The 14,974-nt window shown below is 55.7% G+C and carries 17 protein-coding genes and 1 tRNA gene; 14 read left to right on the forward strand and 4 right to left on the reverse strand.

The genetic code is table 11. The annotated features are described in order from the left end of the window. Nucleotides 1-39 precede the first annotated feature (39 nt). Together DSM117340_RS02305 and DSM117340_RS02310 are read left to right on the forward strand one after the other, a co-directional pair. Nucleotides 40-375, forward strand: a complete 336-nt coding sequence (locus tag DSM117340_RS02305; RefSeq protein ID WP_089887535.1) for a hypothetical protein — start codon at nt 40-42, stop codon at nt 373-375. A 284-nt stretch (nt 376-659) separates the two neighbouring features. Beyond that, the gene (locus tag DSM117340_RS02310) at nt 660-1,100 is read left to right on the forward strand and encodes an MmcB family DNA repair protein (RefSeq protein WP_271437349.1); all 441 of its coding nucleotides are present in this window, start codon (nt 660-662) and stop codon (nt 1,098-1,100) included. Here the strand turns inward: DSM117340_RS02310 and DSM117340_RS02315 are convergent. Then, nucleotides 1,097-1,276: a DUF6324 family protein gene (locus DSM117340_RS02315; RefSeq protein ID WP_089887538.1), complete on the reverse strand. Its 180-nt coding sequence runs from the start codon at nt 1,274-1,276 to the stop codon at nt 1,097-1,099. The genes DSM117340_RS02310 and DSM117340_RS02315 overlap by 4 nt on opposite strands. A 79-nt stretch (nt 1,277-1,355) precedes the next feature. Between DSM117340_RS02315 and DSM117340_RS02320 the strand changes: the two genes are divergently transcribed. Together DSM117340_RS02320 and DSM117340_RS02325 are read left to right on the forward strand one after the other, a co-directional pair. After that, nucleotides 1,356-1,838 carry a GNAT family N-acetyltransferase gene (locus DSM117340_RS02320; protein WP_089888904.1) on the forward strand — a complete coding sequence of 161 codons (483 nt, stop codon included), beginning with the start codon at nt 1,356-1,358 and terminating at the stop codon, nt 1,836-1,838. A gap of 43 nt (nt 1,839-1,881) precedes the next feature. Then, nucleotides 1,882-1,958 (forward strand) — tRNA-His (locus tag DSM117340_RS02325). On the opposite strand, the gene DSM117340_RS02330 is transcribed toward DSM117340_RS02325, so the two are convergent. After that, nucleotides 1,959-2,276 carry a DUF6476 family protein gene (locus DSM117340_RS02330; protein ID WP_089887539.1) on the reverse strand — a complete coding sequence of 106 codons (318 nt, stop codon included), beginning with the start codon at nt 2,274-2,276 and terminating at the stop codon, nt 1,959-1,961. Between DSM117340_RS02330 and DSM117340_RS02335 the strand changes: the two genes are divergently transcribed. From DSM117340_RS02335 to rpoH, 3 genes are all read left to right on the forward strand, one after another. Beyond that, a complete protein-coding gene (locus DSM117340_RS02335; protein ID WP_089887541.1) occupies nt 2,275-3,306 on the forward strand; it encodes an RluA family pseudouridine synthase in 1,032 nt (343 codons plus the stop codon). The genes DSM117340_RS02330 and DSM117340_RS02335 overlap by 2 nt on opposite strands. Beyond that, entirely contained in the window at nt 3,306-3,626 is a 321-nt protein-coding gene (locus DSM117340_RS02340) for a hypothetical protein (protein WP_089887543.1), read from the forward strand. Before DSM117340_RS02335 ends, DSM117340_RS02340 begins: the two co-directional genes overlap by 1 nt. A 159-nt stretch (nt 3,627-3,785) precedes the next feature. Continuing rightward, nucleotides 3,786-4,682 carry an RNA polymerase sigma factor RpoH gene (rpoH, locus tag DSM117340_RS02345; RefSeq protein ID WP_089887546.1) on the forward strand — a complete coding sequence of 299 codons (897 nt, stop codon included), beginning with the start codon at nt 3,786-3,788 and terminating at the stop codon, nt 4,680-4,682. A 97-nt stretch (nt 4,683-4,779) separates the two neighbouring features. Here rpoH and purD read toward each other — a convergent pair whose 3' ends face one another. Then, entirely contained in the window at nt 4,780-6,045 is a 1,266-nt protein-coding gene (purD, locus tag DSM117340_RS02350; protein WP_089887547.1) for a phosphoribosylamine--glycine ligase, read from the reverse strand. Between the two features lie 73 nt (nt 6,046-6,118). Here purD and xseA point away from each other — a divergent pair, with 73 nt between their 5' ends. The 3 genes from xseA (at nt 6,119) to DSM117340_RS02365 (ending at nt 10,783) form a co-directional block, all read left to right on the forward strand. Continuing rightward, nucleotides 6,119-7,654: an exodeoxyribonuclease VII large subunit gene (gene xseA, locus DSM117340_RS02355; protein WP_089887549.1), complete on the forward strand. Its 1,536-nt coding sequence runs from the start codon at nt 6,119-6,121 to the stop codon at nt 7,652-7,654. Between the two features lie 102 nt (nt 7,655-7,756). After that, the gene (locus DSM117340_RS02360) at nt 7,757-9,313 is read left to right on the forward strand and encodes a trimethylamine methyltransferase family protein (protein WP_089887551.1); all 1,557 of its coding nucleotides are present in this window, start codon (nt 7,757-7,759) and stop codon (nt 9,311-9,313) included. Between the two features lie 396 nt (nt 9,314-9,709). After that, nucleotides 9,710-10,783: a hypothetical protein gene (locus tag DSM117340_RS02365; RefSeq protein ID WP_354689842.1), complete on the forward strand. Its 1,074-nt coding sequence runs from the start codon at nt 9,710-9,712 to the stop codon at nt 10,781-10,783. A 211-nt stretch (nt 10,784-10,994) separates the two neighbouring features. Here DSM117340_RS02365 and DSM117340_RS02370 read toward each other — a convergent pair whose 3' ends face one another. Beyond that, nucleotides 10,995-11,282, reverse strand: coding sequence for a DUF3817 domain-containing protein (locus tag DSM117340_RS02370; RefSeq protein ID WP_089887554.1), 288 nt, complete (start codon nt 11,280-11,282; stop codon nt 10,995-10,997). 202 nt (nt 11,283-11,484) lie between these two features. Here DSM117340_RS02370 and DSM117340_RS02375 point away from each other — a divergent pair, with 202 nt between their 5' ends. The 4 genes from DSM117340_RS02375 to DSM117340_RS02390 all read left to right on the forward strand — a co-directional run bounded on the left by DSM117340_RS02375 (nt 11,485) and on the right by DSM117340_RS02390 (nt 14,972). Next, nucleotides 11,485-12,798 carry a DUF4153 domain-containing protein gene (locus tag DSM117340_RS02375; protein WP_354689843.1) on the forward strand — a complete coding sequence of 438 codons (1,314 nt, stop codon included), beginning with the start codon at nt 11,485-11,487 and terminating at the stop codon, nt 12,796-12,798. A 7-nt stretch (nt 12,799-12,805) separates the two neighbouring features. Continuing rightward, nucleotides 12,806-13,207 (forward strand): hypothetical protein, encoded by a 402-nt coding sequence (locus DSM117340_RS02380; protein ID WP_354689844.1) that lies wholly within the window; start codon nt 12,806-12,808, stop codon nt 13,205-13,207. A 62-nt stretch (nt 13,208-13,269) separates the two neighbouring features. Next, nucleotides 13,270-13,857 (forward strand): heme NO-binding domain-containing protein, encoded by a 588-nt coding sequence (locus DSM117340_RS02385; protein WP_089887558.1) that lies wholly within the window; start codon nt 13,270-13,272, stop codon nt 13,855-13,857. Continuing rightward, complete coding sequence (locus DSM117340_RS02390; protein ID WP_245724340.1) at nt 13,854-14,972, forward strand: diguanylate cyclase; 1,119 nt, start codon at nt 13,854-13,856, stop codon at nt 14,970-14,972. The genes DSM117340_RS02385 and DSM117340_RS02390 overlap by 4 nt, the downstream gene beginning before the upstream one ends. The last annotated feature ends 2 nt before the right edge of the window (nt 14,973-14,974 follow it).

The raw sequence follows: 14,974 nt of genomic DNA on the forward strand, positions 1-14,974 counted from the left end.
TTTAAACGTTACGTTCAGGGTGCAGAGAGGATTCGGATCATGCCTAAGCTCATCAAGCTCTATATCGTCAACGTTGCCATCGGGTTTGCGCTCGCTGGCCTATTTGTTGGGATGTTGCTCTGGTTTAACATCGCGAATCTCTGGCACTTGGTCAGCACCTCGGACAAGGGTCTTCTGGCTGTTGTTGTCTTGTGGATTTCCAATGGTGTTATCTTCGCTGGCGTGCAGTTTGGGATAGCTGTCATGCGGATGAAAGATGATGACGACGATGAGCCGCGCGGTGGCAACCGTGCGCCGAGCCTTGTACATCTTGCAGAGCCCGTGCTTGTGCGTGTGAAGGCCAAGAAGCCGCAGCAACAGTCGCGCCGCTACTAGAGCAATCTTACTGATTACATCAGGGAAAAGGTGACGGAACCACCGCAGCCGTTGGGTTATCTCATTCCCGAGGACCTGTATGTACAGGTGGGCGTCAGGTAACATGGCCAGGGCCATGACAGAGCCAACTCCCTCGGAATGCTTAAGGCCACCGGAATGCAACCGTAAAACGAGAAGGGCAGAAGCCGTCTGCTTCTAGGTAGGGCTTGTTGAGGCGCGGCGCAAGTGGGCTTCTGCGGCAATTGTGACTGGACATGTGTTCACTATTTGTTCACATTTGAGGCATGAATAATCTGAGCCTAAAATTACAAGCGGGTCAGCTTTTGGCGCGCGGAGTGTGCCGTCATCTGCTCACTCATAACTTTACATCTTTGGAAGAGTTTACCCCTGAGCGGGGTACGCGAGTTGATGTGATGGCGATTGGTCCGAAGGGTGAGATTTGGGTGATTGAGTGCAAATCAGGCCGTGAAGATTTCAGAAGCGATCACAAGTGGCGGGGCTATCTTGAGTGGTGTGACCGCTTTTTTTGGGCCGTGGATGACATGTTTCCGCTCGAGCTTTTGCCAGAAGATACGGGGCTGATTATCGCAGACAGCTATGGCGCAGAAGTTGTGCGCATGGGGCCAGAGGCCAAGCTTGCTGGCGCGCGACGTAAGAAAATCACGCTCAAGTTTGCCCGTGACGTGGCTCTGCGCCATCATCGTATGCGTGATCCGCTGATCTAGCCTTTGACAGCTTTGGCTGCTGCGAGGATTTCTTCGGCGATTTCTTCGGCTTCTTCCGAGGTGAAATCCATTGGAATTTCCACGCCATCTGCCTCAATAAAGATACGCACCATGCCTTGATCGGTTGGACCGATTTGCAGGTTGGCTTCAATGTCGCGTTCGGTGTTGATGCCCATGGTGGCTCTCCTTCAGACTTCTCTTTGAGCTAGCGAGTTTTGGCTTGTGATGCAAGCGGGCTGGGCGCAAGCTCTGGGGATGGAGAATATTGTGATAAGGGCGTTTGAGCCAAGTGATAGCGCGTGGTTGGTTGCGCAGCATGGCCGCCTCTATGCGCAAGACGAAGGCTTTGACGAAAGCTTTGAAGCGCTTGTTGGAGATATTTTGAACGCGTTTGTGGCACAGCACGACCCAAGCTGTGAGCAAGGCTGGATTGCGCAGGCGGGGGACGAAAGGCTCGGCTCGATCTTTTGTGTGCGCTTGAGTGAGCACAGAGCCAAGCTCAGATTGTTTTTGCTTGTGCCTGAAGCGCGTGGTCAAGGGCTTGGACGACGCTTGCTGAGGACCTGCATGATCTACGCCAAACAAAAGGGCTACAGCAGTATGCAGCTTTGGACGCATGAGAGCCACAAGGCTGCCTGTGCGCTTTACGCAAAGTTGGGGTGGTCGCTTGTCTCTTCAAAACCTGTTCATAGCTTTGGTGTGGAGCTTGTTGAACAAAGCTGGGAAATTGAGCTTTAAGGCTCTTGCATTCATCCGCATGGAAAGTTAAATCACCCGCAATGCCGCCTTAGCTCAGTTGGTTAGAGCACTGGTTTGTGGAACCAGGGGTCCCCCGTTCGAGCCGGGGAGGCGGTACCATCACTCCCCAGTTGAAATTTGAACTTCTTGGAGAACCGTCTCGCCATCGCGGGCGAAGATGAGAATGCGCTCGTCTGTTGTGACGACGGCAAACCAGTTTTCGCCTTGGGTAAAGGCTTGTGCTTTTGTGCCTTCGGGGAGGGTCATCCGCGCAGGCAAGGGCGGAACATCAGCATTCAAGCGGATGACAAGCAGGGCAATGACCGCTACAAGCCCGACAATCATTACCCCAGCAAGGGTTGTTACCAGAAGTTTGAGGTAGCGCACGAGGCTCGGGTCAACTTCGTTTTCTTCAAGACCTTCGGGGGTTTCACTCATGGCAGATGCCTCGCTAGAATTTAGGATCCTTGAGGATCCGCCTGCACGCCTTGATAAGGCGCTTTCGCGCGATGTGCCAGAGGCGGCTTCCTTAAGCCGTACGCGGCTGGCACGGCTGATGGAAGAGGGGGCAGTGCGCATTAATGGTACGGTGGCCGAGAACCCGAAGGCCAAGGTTGCTGAGGGTGATTTGGTACAGATTGTGCTGGCAGCCGCGACCGAGAGCCACATCTTGCCGCAAGAGATAGCGCTTGAGATTGTCTATGAAGACGACGCGCTTATTGTCATTAATAAGCCTTCGGGCATGGTTGTACATCCCGCGCCAGGCACGCCTGACGGCACGCTTGTAAATGCTCTGATGCATCACTGCGGGGCGTCGTTGAGTGGCGTTGGCGGAGTCGCACGGCCGGGGATCGTGCACCGAATCGATAAAGACACGAGCGGGCTTCTTGTTGTGGCAAAATCGGATGTCGCGCACCACGGGCTTGCAGCGCAGTTTGAGAAACACACCGTCGAGCGGCATTATCGCGCGCTTGTTTATGGGATTCCTGATGCTTCTGATCCGCGCTTGCGGGGCACAAAGGGTGTGAGCTTTGAACAGGGGGGTGTGATGAAAATCCAGACCCAGCTCGCGCGTCATAAGCACGACCGCCAGCGGCAGGCTGTTTTCTTTGATGGGGGGCGCCACGCTGTGACACGAGCGCGTGTCGTTGCAAGCTTTGGCACACCTGAATGTCTTTCGCTTGTGGATTGCTGGCTTGAGACGGGGCGGACGCATCAGATTCGTGTGCATATGGCTCATGCGGGGCACGGGCTTGTCGGCGACCCTGTTTATGGCGGGCGCCGCAAGCTGAGCGAGAAGGCGTTTGGCGCTGGGGCGGTTGCTGCTGTGAAAGGCTTTGATCGTCAGGCGCTTCATGCTGCGAGCCTTGGCTTTGAGCACCCTGTTAGCGGAGAGATGCTGCGCTTTGAGGCGGAGTTGCCAGAGGATATGGCCGCGCTCATTCAGGCCGTTGAGGGAGAAGCCTGATGCCGCAAGCTGATTTGAAATATTCATCTGATCTCTCGCTGGATGTGCCCAATCTTTTGGCCGAGATCGAGGCGTTAATCCTGCGCCATGATGGTGGGGCTGGCGCTTGTAAGGGGCGGGCATACCCTGCGGAAACTGCACATCACAGCCATGTTTTGCTGGAGGTTCAAGTGTTGAACAAGCCGCACCGCGACGCGGCCTTTATGCAGGGCTTGCTTGCTGATCTGGTCGGTTTGCTGGATGCCGCCCTTCCCAAAGGCACTGAGCGGGCTGTTTCCCTAGGCTTTGCTGAGCCATTTTATGCCACTGGTCAGGCGTGACCCTGTCATATTGATCCCAAATGCGTGAAGCTGCGTAACAAATCTAGACTGTTATGAGATCTGTCATACATGACCTTTAAGAGGCGGCAGACTTGAAATTGCTGCGTGGCATACCTAGATCAATGTTAAGCCCTGTTACATGATGGGAGGGGACAGAACATGAGTAACTACAAGAATTTACCGGCTCCAACGCCAGAGGGCGGATTGAACCGCTATATGCAAGAAATCCGTAAGTTCCCTTTGCTTGAGCCTGAAGAGGAATACATGCTCGCTAAGGCGTGGGTTGAGCAAGAAGACACGCAGGCGGCGCACCGTATGGTGACCTCGCATTTGCGGCTCGCGGCTAAAATTGCCATGGGTTATCGCGGCTATGGTTTGCCGCAAGCCGAAGTGATTTCGGAGGCAAACGTGGGTCTGATGCAGGCCGTGAAGCGCTTTGATCCGGAAAAAGGATTTCGGCTTGCGACCTACGCGATGTGGTGGATCCGAGCGAGTATTCAGGAGTATATCTTACGCTCGTGGAGTCTTGTGAAGCTCGGCACGACATCTGCGCAAAAGAAGCTCTTCTTCAACCTGCGCAAAGCCAAAGCCCGTATCGGCGCTTTGGAAGAAGGCGATATGCGCCCTGAAAACGTGCAACGCATTGCGACGGACCTTGGCGTGACCGAGGCGGAGGTTATTTCAATGAACCGCCGTTTGTCGGGCGGAGACGCCTCTCTCAATGCCACGGTTGGCTCCGAGGGCGAAGGAACAATGCAATGGCAGGACTGGCTTGAAGACGAAGATGCGGACCAGGCGGGTGATTATGAAGCCCGTGATGAGTTGTCCGCGCGGCGTGAGCTGCTGGCTGAGGCCATGGATGTGTTGAACGAACGCGAGAAAGATATTCTCACGCAGCGGCGCCTCAGCGAAGAGTCGATTACGCTTGAAGACCTTTCCAGCCAATATGACGTCAGCCGTGAACGCATCCGTCAGATCGAAGTGCGCGCGTTTGAAAAGCTACAAAAGCGTATGCGCGATTTGGCAAAGGATCGCGGGATGCTGGCGAGCGCTTGACCCAATCTGTCCTATTTCTTTCCGTAAATATCTCATGGAAAGCTTGAGGGGGACAGCGTCCCCCTCAATAGGTTGGATTTGCGACGTGAATTCAAAGCTATTTTAAAGCACGCCAGCCGATATCGGACCGAAAGAACCCTTCTGGCCAGTCGATCTGGCGGGTCATGTCGTAGGCAAGTCGATGCGCTTCTTCCAAAGTGTCTGCCCGTGCCGTGACTGCGAGCACGCGCCCACCAACAGCAGTGACGGTCTCTGCCGAGCGTGCTGTACCTGCGTGGAATACCATCTGTGAACTCGACTGTGGCAATGCCTCCAAGCCTCTGATCACCGTACCTTTTTCGTAGGCTGCGGGGTAGCCCTTTGCGGCCATAACCACTGTGAGGGCGTGATCGTCTGCCCAGTGGACTTTTGCCTCGTTGAGGCGACCTTCAGCAGCGGCTTGGATGTGATCAAAGGCCTGCGCGCCGAGCCGCATCATGAGGACCTGACATTCAGGGTCACCGAAGCGAGCGTTATACTCGACAAGGCGCGGGGCTCCGTCTTTGATCATGAGGCCGACGAACAAGACGCCTTGGTACGGCGTGCCACGACGCGCCATCTCGCGCAGGGTCGGGCGCACAATTTCTTCCATTGTCTTGGCGATGATCTCATCGGTCATCACGGGGGCAGGGGAGTAGGCGCCCATACCGCCTGTGTTTGGTCCTGTGTCGCCTTCGCCCACGCGTTTGTGGTCTTGGGCTGTGCCGAGCGGGAGGGCCTCTTCGCCATCACAGAGTACAAAGAAGCTAGCCTCCTCGCCTTCCATGAACTCCTCAATCACCACTTCCGCACCGGCTGTACCAAGACTGCCGCCGAACATATCATCAACAGCCTCAAGTGCTTCCTCAAGGGTCATGGCGACCACAACGCCTTTGCCTGCGGCGAGGCCATCGGCCTTGATGACAATCGGTGCACCCTGTGCCTGCACATAAGCGCGTGCGGGGCCATGTTCGGTGAAGTGGGCATAGCCCGCTGTGGGCGCACCCGAGGCATCGCAAATCTCTTTGGTGAAGGCTTTGGAGGCTTCAAGCTGGGCAGCCGCTGCGCTTGGTCCAAAGGTCAGGATGCCTGCTGTACGCAGCGTATCGGAGACCCCCGCCGCGAGGGGGGCTTCTGGGCCGATGATCACGAAGTCGATCGCCTCTTTTTCAGCGAAAGTGACGACGGCTGCGCCATCATTGATATCGAGCGCAACACATGTAGCCAGCTCGGCTATTCCTGCATTGCCGGGGGCGACGAAGAGTTTGTCACACTTCGGGTTTTGCGCCGTAGCCCACGCGAGGGCATGTTCACGGCCTCCGCTCCCAAGAATAAGGATGTTCATCTGCGCAACTCCTGCTTGGCCTTCACTTGCTCGCGTTCTAAGCTGGCGCGCAAAGAGATACAAGCGAGGCGAAATGTCCGATCTGATTGATGATGGCCAAGAGGCAGGCAATGCCCCCGAATTTTCGGTTACGGAGATTTCAAACGCCATCAAGCGGGTGATCGAGGGCGAGTTTAGCCACGTTCGAATCAGAGCCGAGGTTGGCCGCGTGTCCCGCCCGCGTTCGGGGCATATCTATCTTGATCTCAAGGACGACAAATCTGTCATCAACGGGGTAATCTGGAAGGGTGTGGCGACGCGGCTGCAGGTGCAGCCTGAAGAGGGTATGGAAGTTGTTGCTGTTGGACGGATGACAACTTTTGGCGGCCAATCGCGCTATCAGATAATTATTGAAGAGATCCGCCCTGCGGGTGTTGGCGCTCTGATGGCAATGCTTGAGAAGCGAAAGCAGATGTTGGCTGCAGAGGGCCTTTTTACGCCTGAGCGTAAGCAGGAGCTGCCCTATTTGCCAGACGTGATTGGCGTGGTCACATCACCTTCTGGCGCCGTTATTCGAGATATTCTGCACCGGTTACGTGACAGGTTTCCCCGCAAGGTTCTGGTTTGGCCAGTGGCGGTTCAGGGCGAAAAATGCGCCAGCGAAGTCGCTCGCGCAATCGCCGGTTTCAATGCTTTGAGTCCAGGCGGGGCGCTGCCGCGGCCTGATCTGATTATCGTGGCGCGAGGTGGCGGTTCTGTCGAAGATCTTTGGGGCTTCAATGAAGAAATTGTGGCACGCGCTGTGGCGGCCTCGCAGATTCCGCTTATTTCGGCGGTGGGACACGAGACGGACACCACGCTGATTGATTTCGTATCTGACAGGCGCGCCCCGACACCGACGGCGGCGGCGGAGCTTGCTGTGCCTGTCCGGCTAGAGCTTTTGGCTTGGGTCGGTGAGCAGGGCTCGCGGATGTCATATGCGCTTTCAAATGGGGTGAGCCGGCGTGGCCAGAGACTGCGCGATCTGGCGCGTGCGATGCCACGTATCGAAAGCCTTGTGGAAGCCCCACGTCAACGGCTTGACCGCGCGAGTGACCGCCTGCCAGCTGCGCTTCAGCGCGGGGTGCAGCTGCGGCGCGTTGCGCTCTCTGATGCGTCGGGCAGTCTTCGACCCTCACTGCTCAGTCGTGCTTTGCGGGGCGATATTCAAAGGCTTTCGGGCCTTGGCGCGCGGCTGAGACTACGCGGACTTGATGAGCGCGCGCGTCATTTGGAGAGTGTTGGGGCACGGCTAAATGTTGAGGCAATTGTGCGTGATTTGGGACGCAAACGTGTTGAGCTTGACCGTATCGCGCGCCGGATGGCGGACAGCGGTTCGCGCCAGATCAAGGCGCTTTCAGAGCGGCTTGAGGCGACAGACCGTTTGCGCGAGACGCTGAGTTACAAAGCCACTCTGGCACGGGGCTATGCTGTTGTGCATGGTGAGGACGGGGTCTTGACCACGAAAGCGGCGGCGCAAAAGGCTGGAGCGCTTGAGATTGAGTTTTCAGACGGGCGGATGAGCCTTGCGGGCAAGCCGAAGCGTACAGTTGCGGGCCGTACGCCGACGGATCAAGGCTCACTCTTTTAACGGCGCATCATGCTCTGAATCCGACAGGTTTCGTCGCTGATAGGCAGGCGGAGGGGGAGGCCCCATTGTTTGATTGGGCTGTCATTCCAAGGGAGAAACAGCATGGCACGGGCAGGACGTAAGGGGCGCGGCGGCGGGCGAGCAGGAGCAGCTGAACGGCGCGGTGCAGCAGTGATCGAGCAGATGCCATGGCGGCTGCCCAAAAACCTCGATAAGCCGACCGAGCCTTTGAACGAGGAGGGCGTGCAGGCGATCCACGAGGGTGCGATGCGTATTCTTGAAGAGATCGGGATTGAGATTCTCAATACCGAAGCGCTCGAAATTTTCCGAGAAGCCGGTGCAACGATCAATGGCACAAATGTGCGCGTGGGCCGTGACTGGCTGATGGAAATGGTGGGGAAAGCTCCAGGCCGTTGGACCATGACGCCGCGCAACCCTGACCATGAGCTGGTGATGGGGGACGGGCATATCCTGTTTGGTAACGTCTCCTCACCACCCTCCTACTGGACGCTAGAAACGGGCCGAAAGATGACAGGCACACGCGAGATGTGCAAAGATTTTATCAAGCTAAGCCAATACTTTAACTGCATACACTTCTGCGGCGGCTACCCAGTTGAACCACAGGATATTCATGCCAGCATCCGCCATTTGGATGTGCTGTATGACAAACTCACTCTGACAGACAAAGTGGTGCACACCTATTCACTCGGCAAAGAGCGTGTCGAGGATGCAATGGAGATGGTGCGGATTGCTGGCGGGCTGACGGACGAGGAGTTTGAGGCAAAGCCTCGGATGTACACAAACATCAACTCCACCTCGCCTTTGAAGCATGACGAGCCGATGCTTGACGGCTGGATGCGGCTTGCGCGGCGCAATCAGGGGCTTGTCGTAACGCCGTTTACGCTGGCGGGTGCGATGGCGCCTGTGACGATGTCTGGCGCTGTGGCGCAATCACTGGCTGAGGGGCTGATTGCTGTGGCTTTGGCGCAGTATATCCGCCCGGGTGCGGCCTGTGCTATTGGGACATTTACGTCGAATGTTGATATGAAGTCCGGCGCTCCAGCCTTTGGGACGCCAGAGTATATTCGCGCCACGCAGATGACGGGTCAGCTTGCGCGTTTTTATGATCTGCCGATGCGTTCCTCGGGGGTTTGTGCGGCCAATGTGCCTGACGGGCAGGCGATCTGGGAAACATCCAACAGCCTTTGGGCGGCGGTACAATCTGGGACCAACATGGTCTACCACGCGGCGGGATGGCTTGAGGGCGGCTTGATTGCCAGCCCCGAAAAATTCATCATGGATTGCGAAATTTTGCAGCAAATTCAGCGCTATATGGAACCCGAAATCTTTGCGACAACGCCTGATGATATTGCACTCGAGGCGATTGCCGAAGTGGGCGGACAGGGGCATTTCTTTGGGCTTCAGCACACGCAAGACCGCTATGAAACGGCGTTTTACCAGCCCTTCCTGAGCGACTGGCGCAACTTTGAGGCTTGGGATGCGGCGGGCGCTGTCTGGACAGCGGAGCGGGCGCATCACCTCTATAAAGAGATCGTGGCGAGCTTTGAGGCGCCGCATATGGAAGACAGCATCCGCGAGGAGCTTGAAGCCTTTGTTGCTCGCCGCAAAGAAGAAGGCGGCGCGCCGACGGATTACTAAGGCGAAAACACATATTTTTCAGGCAATTAGAAAGCACGGGTGTGAGCATATCATGCCCGTGTTTTGCTTTGGTTGCCTCAGCGTTTTGCCGTGTTAACACTTTTGAAAACTGCCAAAACAGGGGGGTGAAAAGCGTGCACAACCCGTGCACAACCCGTGCACCGCCTGATTGGAAAAGTATGAACGGGAATTAAGTTAATGGGGCGTGCGGGGGGAGCATTCGACACAGACTGGATGTTTGCGCAGGGAGCGGGGTTTGCAAAGTGGTAAGACGTTCTGTTAGTGATAGGTATAGGCGGCTGTGTTGCTTGTGAAGCAACATGAAGTTAAGTCGAGGCTATGACCCTCACAAAGTAGCTTTGCTGAATTTTCTTCGACCAACTTGGAAGTAGCGTAATGCCGCAAATTGGATACCTCAGCGAAGATCGACTGCAAAACATCCCCAAACGACACTGGGCGGCACATGAATTCTCATTTTATCTGCATGATCTAATTGCGCACTTAGCGTCAGCGGCTGAACAGAGCGGTGCGGGGCATATTCAAATTCAACTCGATACGGAAAAAGATGTCGAAGCATTTAAAGCAGCATCCAACCCGATTGATTTTCTTTCTGCCACTGGCAGGACAGATGAAGAGCGCAGACTTATGGTCAATCACATCTGTGCTGCTTTGTTGCCGGATATGCTTCATTTCATTCATGCAGGACTGACCGCTTTGGAAAAGCGAAAGTTCACACTTGCGTTCGCGTGCTTTAGAAAGCCGTTCACTGAGGGGCTGCCTCTCATCGCGTTGCTATGTGCAGACGAAGAAAACTTCTTCACAAAATTCAAAAGCGATCCCGTTGGCTTTCTCGATAGTGGCAACTTCAACCGCCCAACCAAGAGGTTAGCAATCGAGGCAGCGATTGCGAAATGTTCTGATGCAAGCTTTATGTCTGCGGATCTGTTGCATGCATATTTATTCGATTTCACAAACACCTCGGGATTTGCTGGGCTTTTCGACAAGGCAATGCATCTTGTCACGCGAAACCATAACATTAAAACTGAAGCCTATAACTTAAACCTCATTTTCAAAGACCCCAGGCAGAACGATATATATGACGCTTCTTATCAGGGCCTCTCCTATGTTCTGCTTTGCATCCACTTGATGCAAATTGAGTTGCTGAAGCGAATGCAGTTCCCAGCAGATGATTATCTGAAGCAACTAAACATCAGAGCTGCTGGAACTTACCAAGCCTTGTTCCTCAAGGGGCGTTCAAAAATTGCTAGCAGCATGAACGAAACGCTTGGTGAACTGATGAAATGCCCAATTTGCCATGAGCGTGTTCGACTTAAGAAGAGAACTGCCCCGATGTTCTTTGTTACCGAAAATCTTGAATGCGACCAATGTGGCCATGTTAGCCAATTTCCGCTTGCGTGGTTGATGAGCAACAACACTGATGATGAAGCCAATCGACAAAAGTCTGATTAAAATATCATAAACAAGTGGCTTTGCGTCTAGCAAAGAATGACTGAAAGGCACCCCAACTAACGGAATATTATGTCCACTAAGGGCTGGGAGCAGTCATTGCTAGCCGCGGAGTCAACGATCGCAAAGCTCGTACACCAGCCCGTGATGCAGGGTATGGCGAAGGGCGGTTTGTCGCCAAGTGTCTGCTTTTGCGGGGCGTTTTTGGATGTGGCTAGTGCGTCTCGGTGGCTTGGTGGGCAAGCCAGCGTTCGTTGATGAAGCCGCCAAAGGGGATCAGGGAGCCGATGAAGAGGCGCAGCGCGCCCCAGCGGTTGATGAGGCCTTCGCCCAAGGCATACATTGTGACCACCAGAAAGACGATGAAGGCCACGCCATGAACTGGGCCCAACGCCGCCACAAAGGCAGGCATGCCCAAGACGTATTTGAGCGGGACGGCGACGCAGACCAGCAAAATAAGGGTGACGGCTTCGGCAAAGGCGGTGATGCGCAGGGCTTTCATGGGGCGGGTCTTTCACGTTGTGAGATGTGTTGAGCGAAGCGGAATGGTGTCAGCCTGAACATGTGTCGAACGGGCCAGAGGTGCAATCGGAAAGGACTGGTTCTGACCGAGCTGCGCGAAAGCACCGCGAAATCTGCACAGGAATTGGCTTTTCGTCTTGCCATGTTGAGCGTAAACTTGGCGGATAAAGAGGAGACGGGTGATGAAAGATAGGCTTGAGCTGGCTGGCATCGGGGCGATAGCAGGGCTGTGTCTCTGGTCTTTGTTTGAGCTTCTACCCGATTTTGTCGAAGAGGGCTTTTTGCTCTTGGCGCTTACGGTGGGTGCGAGCGTATTTTTCTCTGTTCTGATGGCTCTGGTCGGACCTGAGCGGCCTTTGCGGGCAGTCTTGCCTTCGCTGGCTTTGGGGGGGCTGACGGGCTTGCTTGCGCTCTGGTCCGGGCTTCGCTTTCAAACTGTTGATGGGTTTTTTGATGCGGGACACCCGCTTATGGCGCTGTTTGTGATTGCTCTTGTGGGGGCGCCGTTTGCGGCGGCGACGCTGGAAGACCGCGCGGGCTGGCGTGACTATGCGCGGCTTTTTGACAGCGCTTGGGGGATCTTTATCCGCTATGTTGCGGGTTGGCTTTTTGCGGGGCTGATCTTTGTGGTTCTTTTGCTGTCAGATGAGCTTTTGAAGCTGGTGGGCATTCGGATTATCGACGATCTGCTTGATATCGATTGGCTGCGCTACACGCTGGTGGGCGCGGTCTTTGGCCTTGGTGTGGCGACAGTGCATGAACTGCGCGAGTATGTTTCGCCTGTCTTGGTGCACAGGCTTCTGCGGATGCTTTTGCCCTTGGTTCTGGTTGTCGTGATCGTCTTTATCGGGGCGCTCCCGTTCCGCGGGCTGTCTGATTTGTTTGGCAAGCTCTCCACTGCGGGTGTCTTGATGGCTGTGGCTTTTGCTGGGGTCACGTTGATTACGGCGACCATTGATCGCGATGATGAAAACGCGTCGGACCTGAAGCTTATGACATTCTCTGCGCGGATTATGGCGTTGCTTATTCCTGTGCTTGTCGGGCTTGCGATCTACGCGGTTTGGATCAGGATTGCCGCTTATGGCTGGACGCCACAGCGGGGCATGGCGGCTTATACGGCTGTTTTCCTGATCGGGTATATGGGCTGGTATCTTTGGTCTGTTCTCAGCGGCGCTCGGGGCTGGCAGGGGCGGCTGCGACAGAGCAATCTGTATATGGCGCTTGTGGTCTGGGGCGGGGCTGTCTTGTGGCTGACGCCGCTGGCGCATGTTGAGGCGCTCTCTGTGCGCAGCCAAGTGGCGCGTTTTGAAGCGGGCACAGTCAAGGCCGCGGAGCTGCCACTTTACGAGATGGCGCATGACTGGGGCCGAGTGGGCGAGGCGGGGCTTTCAAAGATTGAAGCCATGGCAGATGCGCCTCTGAAAGAGCGGATTGTGGCTGCGCGGGGGGGCCAGGTCTGTTTGGCAGTTCAAGACTATTGCCCGAGCCGAAAATGATACAGCATTGCGAGCAGAGCTGGCCAATCGGATCCAGATTTTGCCTGAGGGAGCGGGGCGTACCTCTGTTTTTGAGGCAATGGAACGCGGGACCCTCAAGGCGCTGGAGCGGCACTGTCCAGAAGGCACCCAGCCGAGCTGTGCGATCGTGATGCTGGGAGCGGGGGCTGATGCAGTCTTTAGCGGTGAAGCCGTGCTTGTGGCTCAAGAGCAACCGATGGTTTGGACACTTGGGCTGCAATCGGGCAAGTACTATTTGCGGGCGGCTGTGGCCTATGACAGGGCTGGGCAGGAGCGCGCAGTGCCTGAAAATTTGTTTGAGAAGGTTACCGCGGGCGCGTTTGAGCTTAAGCCACAAATCCGCAACGTCTTAAGTGTCGGTGAGCTGTCTATTATTCCTTACAATTAGCACCATTGAGGTGGTGTTAACCTGTGCTGTGCATTCTGCCCCAAAGAAGGGATTTGAGGCAGATGCATGGGCTGATCAACCGAACGATACAGGGCTTTGTCAGTGACACGCGTGGCGAGACGCTTTGGCGTGAAGTGGCGGAGCGAGCCGAGCTAGGCTTTGTCGAGTTTGAAGCGATGCTGAGTTATGATGCTGAGGTGACTGAGCGTGTTTTGCGTGTCGTGTGTGCCCAGCTAAATCTACCGCTTGAGGCGCTGCTGGAAGATATCGGAACCTATCTTGTCAGCCATGAAAACACGGAAGCCGTGCGGCGGCTTTTGCGGTTTGGCGGGGTCGATTTTGTAGAATTTTTGCACTCTCTTGAAGACTTGCCCGATCGCGCGCGGCTGGCTGTGGATGATTTGCGCTTACCTCAGCTTGAACTCTGTGAGCATGCAATGGATCACTTTAGTCTGACGGTGACGTCGCAGCCTGTCGGCTTTGGGGCCGTCATGCTCGGCGTCCTTCGGGCGATGGCCGATGACTATGGTGCGCTTGTGATTTTGGAGTATTTCCCTGCGACTCAGGGCAGTGAGAGGATTGAGATCCAGCTGATTGAGGCAGCTTTTGCGGCGGGGCGCGGCTTTGAGCTTGGGGCGCGCGCAGTATGAGCGAAATGCAGCGGATCGGAGCAGAGACGCAGAATATAGGCGATGTACAGGCTTTGATGGATGCGTTTTGTCCGATGCATGTGATTTTGGACGCATCGGGGCACATTGTGCATGTTGGAGCGACTTTGCAGAAGCTGCGCGCGAGCCTGCCCCTGGAGGGCCGACGTTTTTTGGACGTGTTTGAGCTGCGCAGACCGCAATCTGTGAATACGATGGACGAGCTTTTGAACAGCGCTGGTTTGAAGCTACATTTGCGCTTGCGTGGGGAGCCTGAAACCGCGTTGAAGGGAGCCTTGGCGCCACTTGCTGATGGGCGCGGGGCCGTGTTGAACCTTGGGTTCGGGATTTCACTGTTGGATGCGGTCCGTGACTATGCGCTGGTGAGCAGTGATTTTGCGGCGACAGATCTGGCCATTGAAATGCTGTATCTTGTGGAAGCCAAATCAGCGGCCATGGAGGCGTCTCGAAAGCTGAATCTGCGACTGCAAGGCGCAATGATTGCAGCGGAAGAGCAGGCCTTTACCGATACGTTGACGGGGCTGAAGAACCGCCGCGCTATGGACCATGTGTTGGCGCGGCTGATTGAGGCGGGGCGCGAATTTGCCCTGATGCATATTGATCTGGATTTCTTCAAAGCGGTGAATGACACGCTTGGCCATGCGGCGGGCGACCATGTCTTGCAGAACGTGGCGCGTATCATGGTGGAAGAGACCCGCAGCGACGATACGGTTGCACGTGTTGGTGGCGACGAGTTTGTGATCTTGTTTGATGGTTTGACAGATCGTGAGACGCTCGTTCGGGTGGCCGAGCGGATCATCAGAAAGCTCGAAGTTCCTATGCCTTTTGGGGCGCATATGTGTCATGTCTCGGCCAGCTGTGGAACCGTGCTTTCCGTGAGCTATGATGCGCCGGATGCTGTGCAGATGTTGGCGGATGCAGACCTTGCGCTATACGCTTCAAAACATGCGGGTCGCGCGCAGCATTCGTTCTTTCGGCTTGAGATGCGCGATGCGGGCCTGAGCCCTGAGATCAGTGGGGTGATCCCAGCGGCGGTCGCGCCGCGCAAGGGCACAGCTGGGGAAGCCGAAAACAGACGTAAAGACCGCCCCATTTGAGG

It is taken from the genome of Lentibacter algarum, from assembly GCF_040580765.1.
In the GTDB taxonomy this organism is placed as follows: Bacteria; Pseudomonadota; Alphaproteobacteria; order Rhodobacterales; family Rhodobacteraceae; genus Lentibacter; species Lentibacter algarum.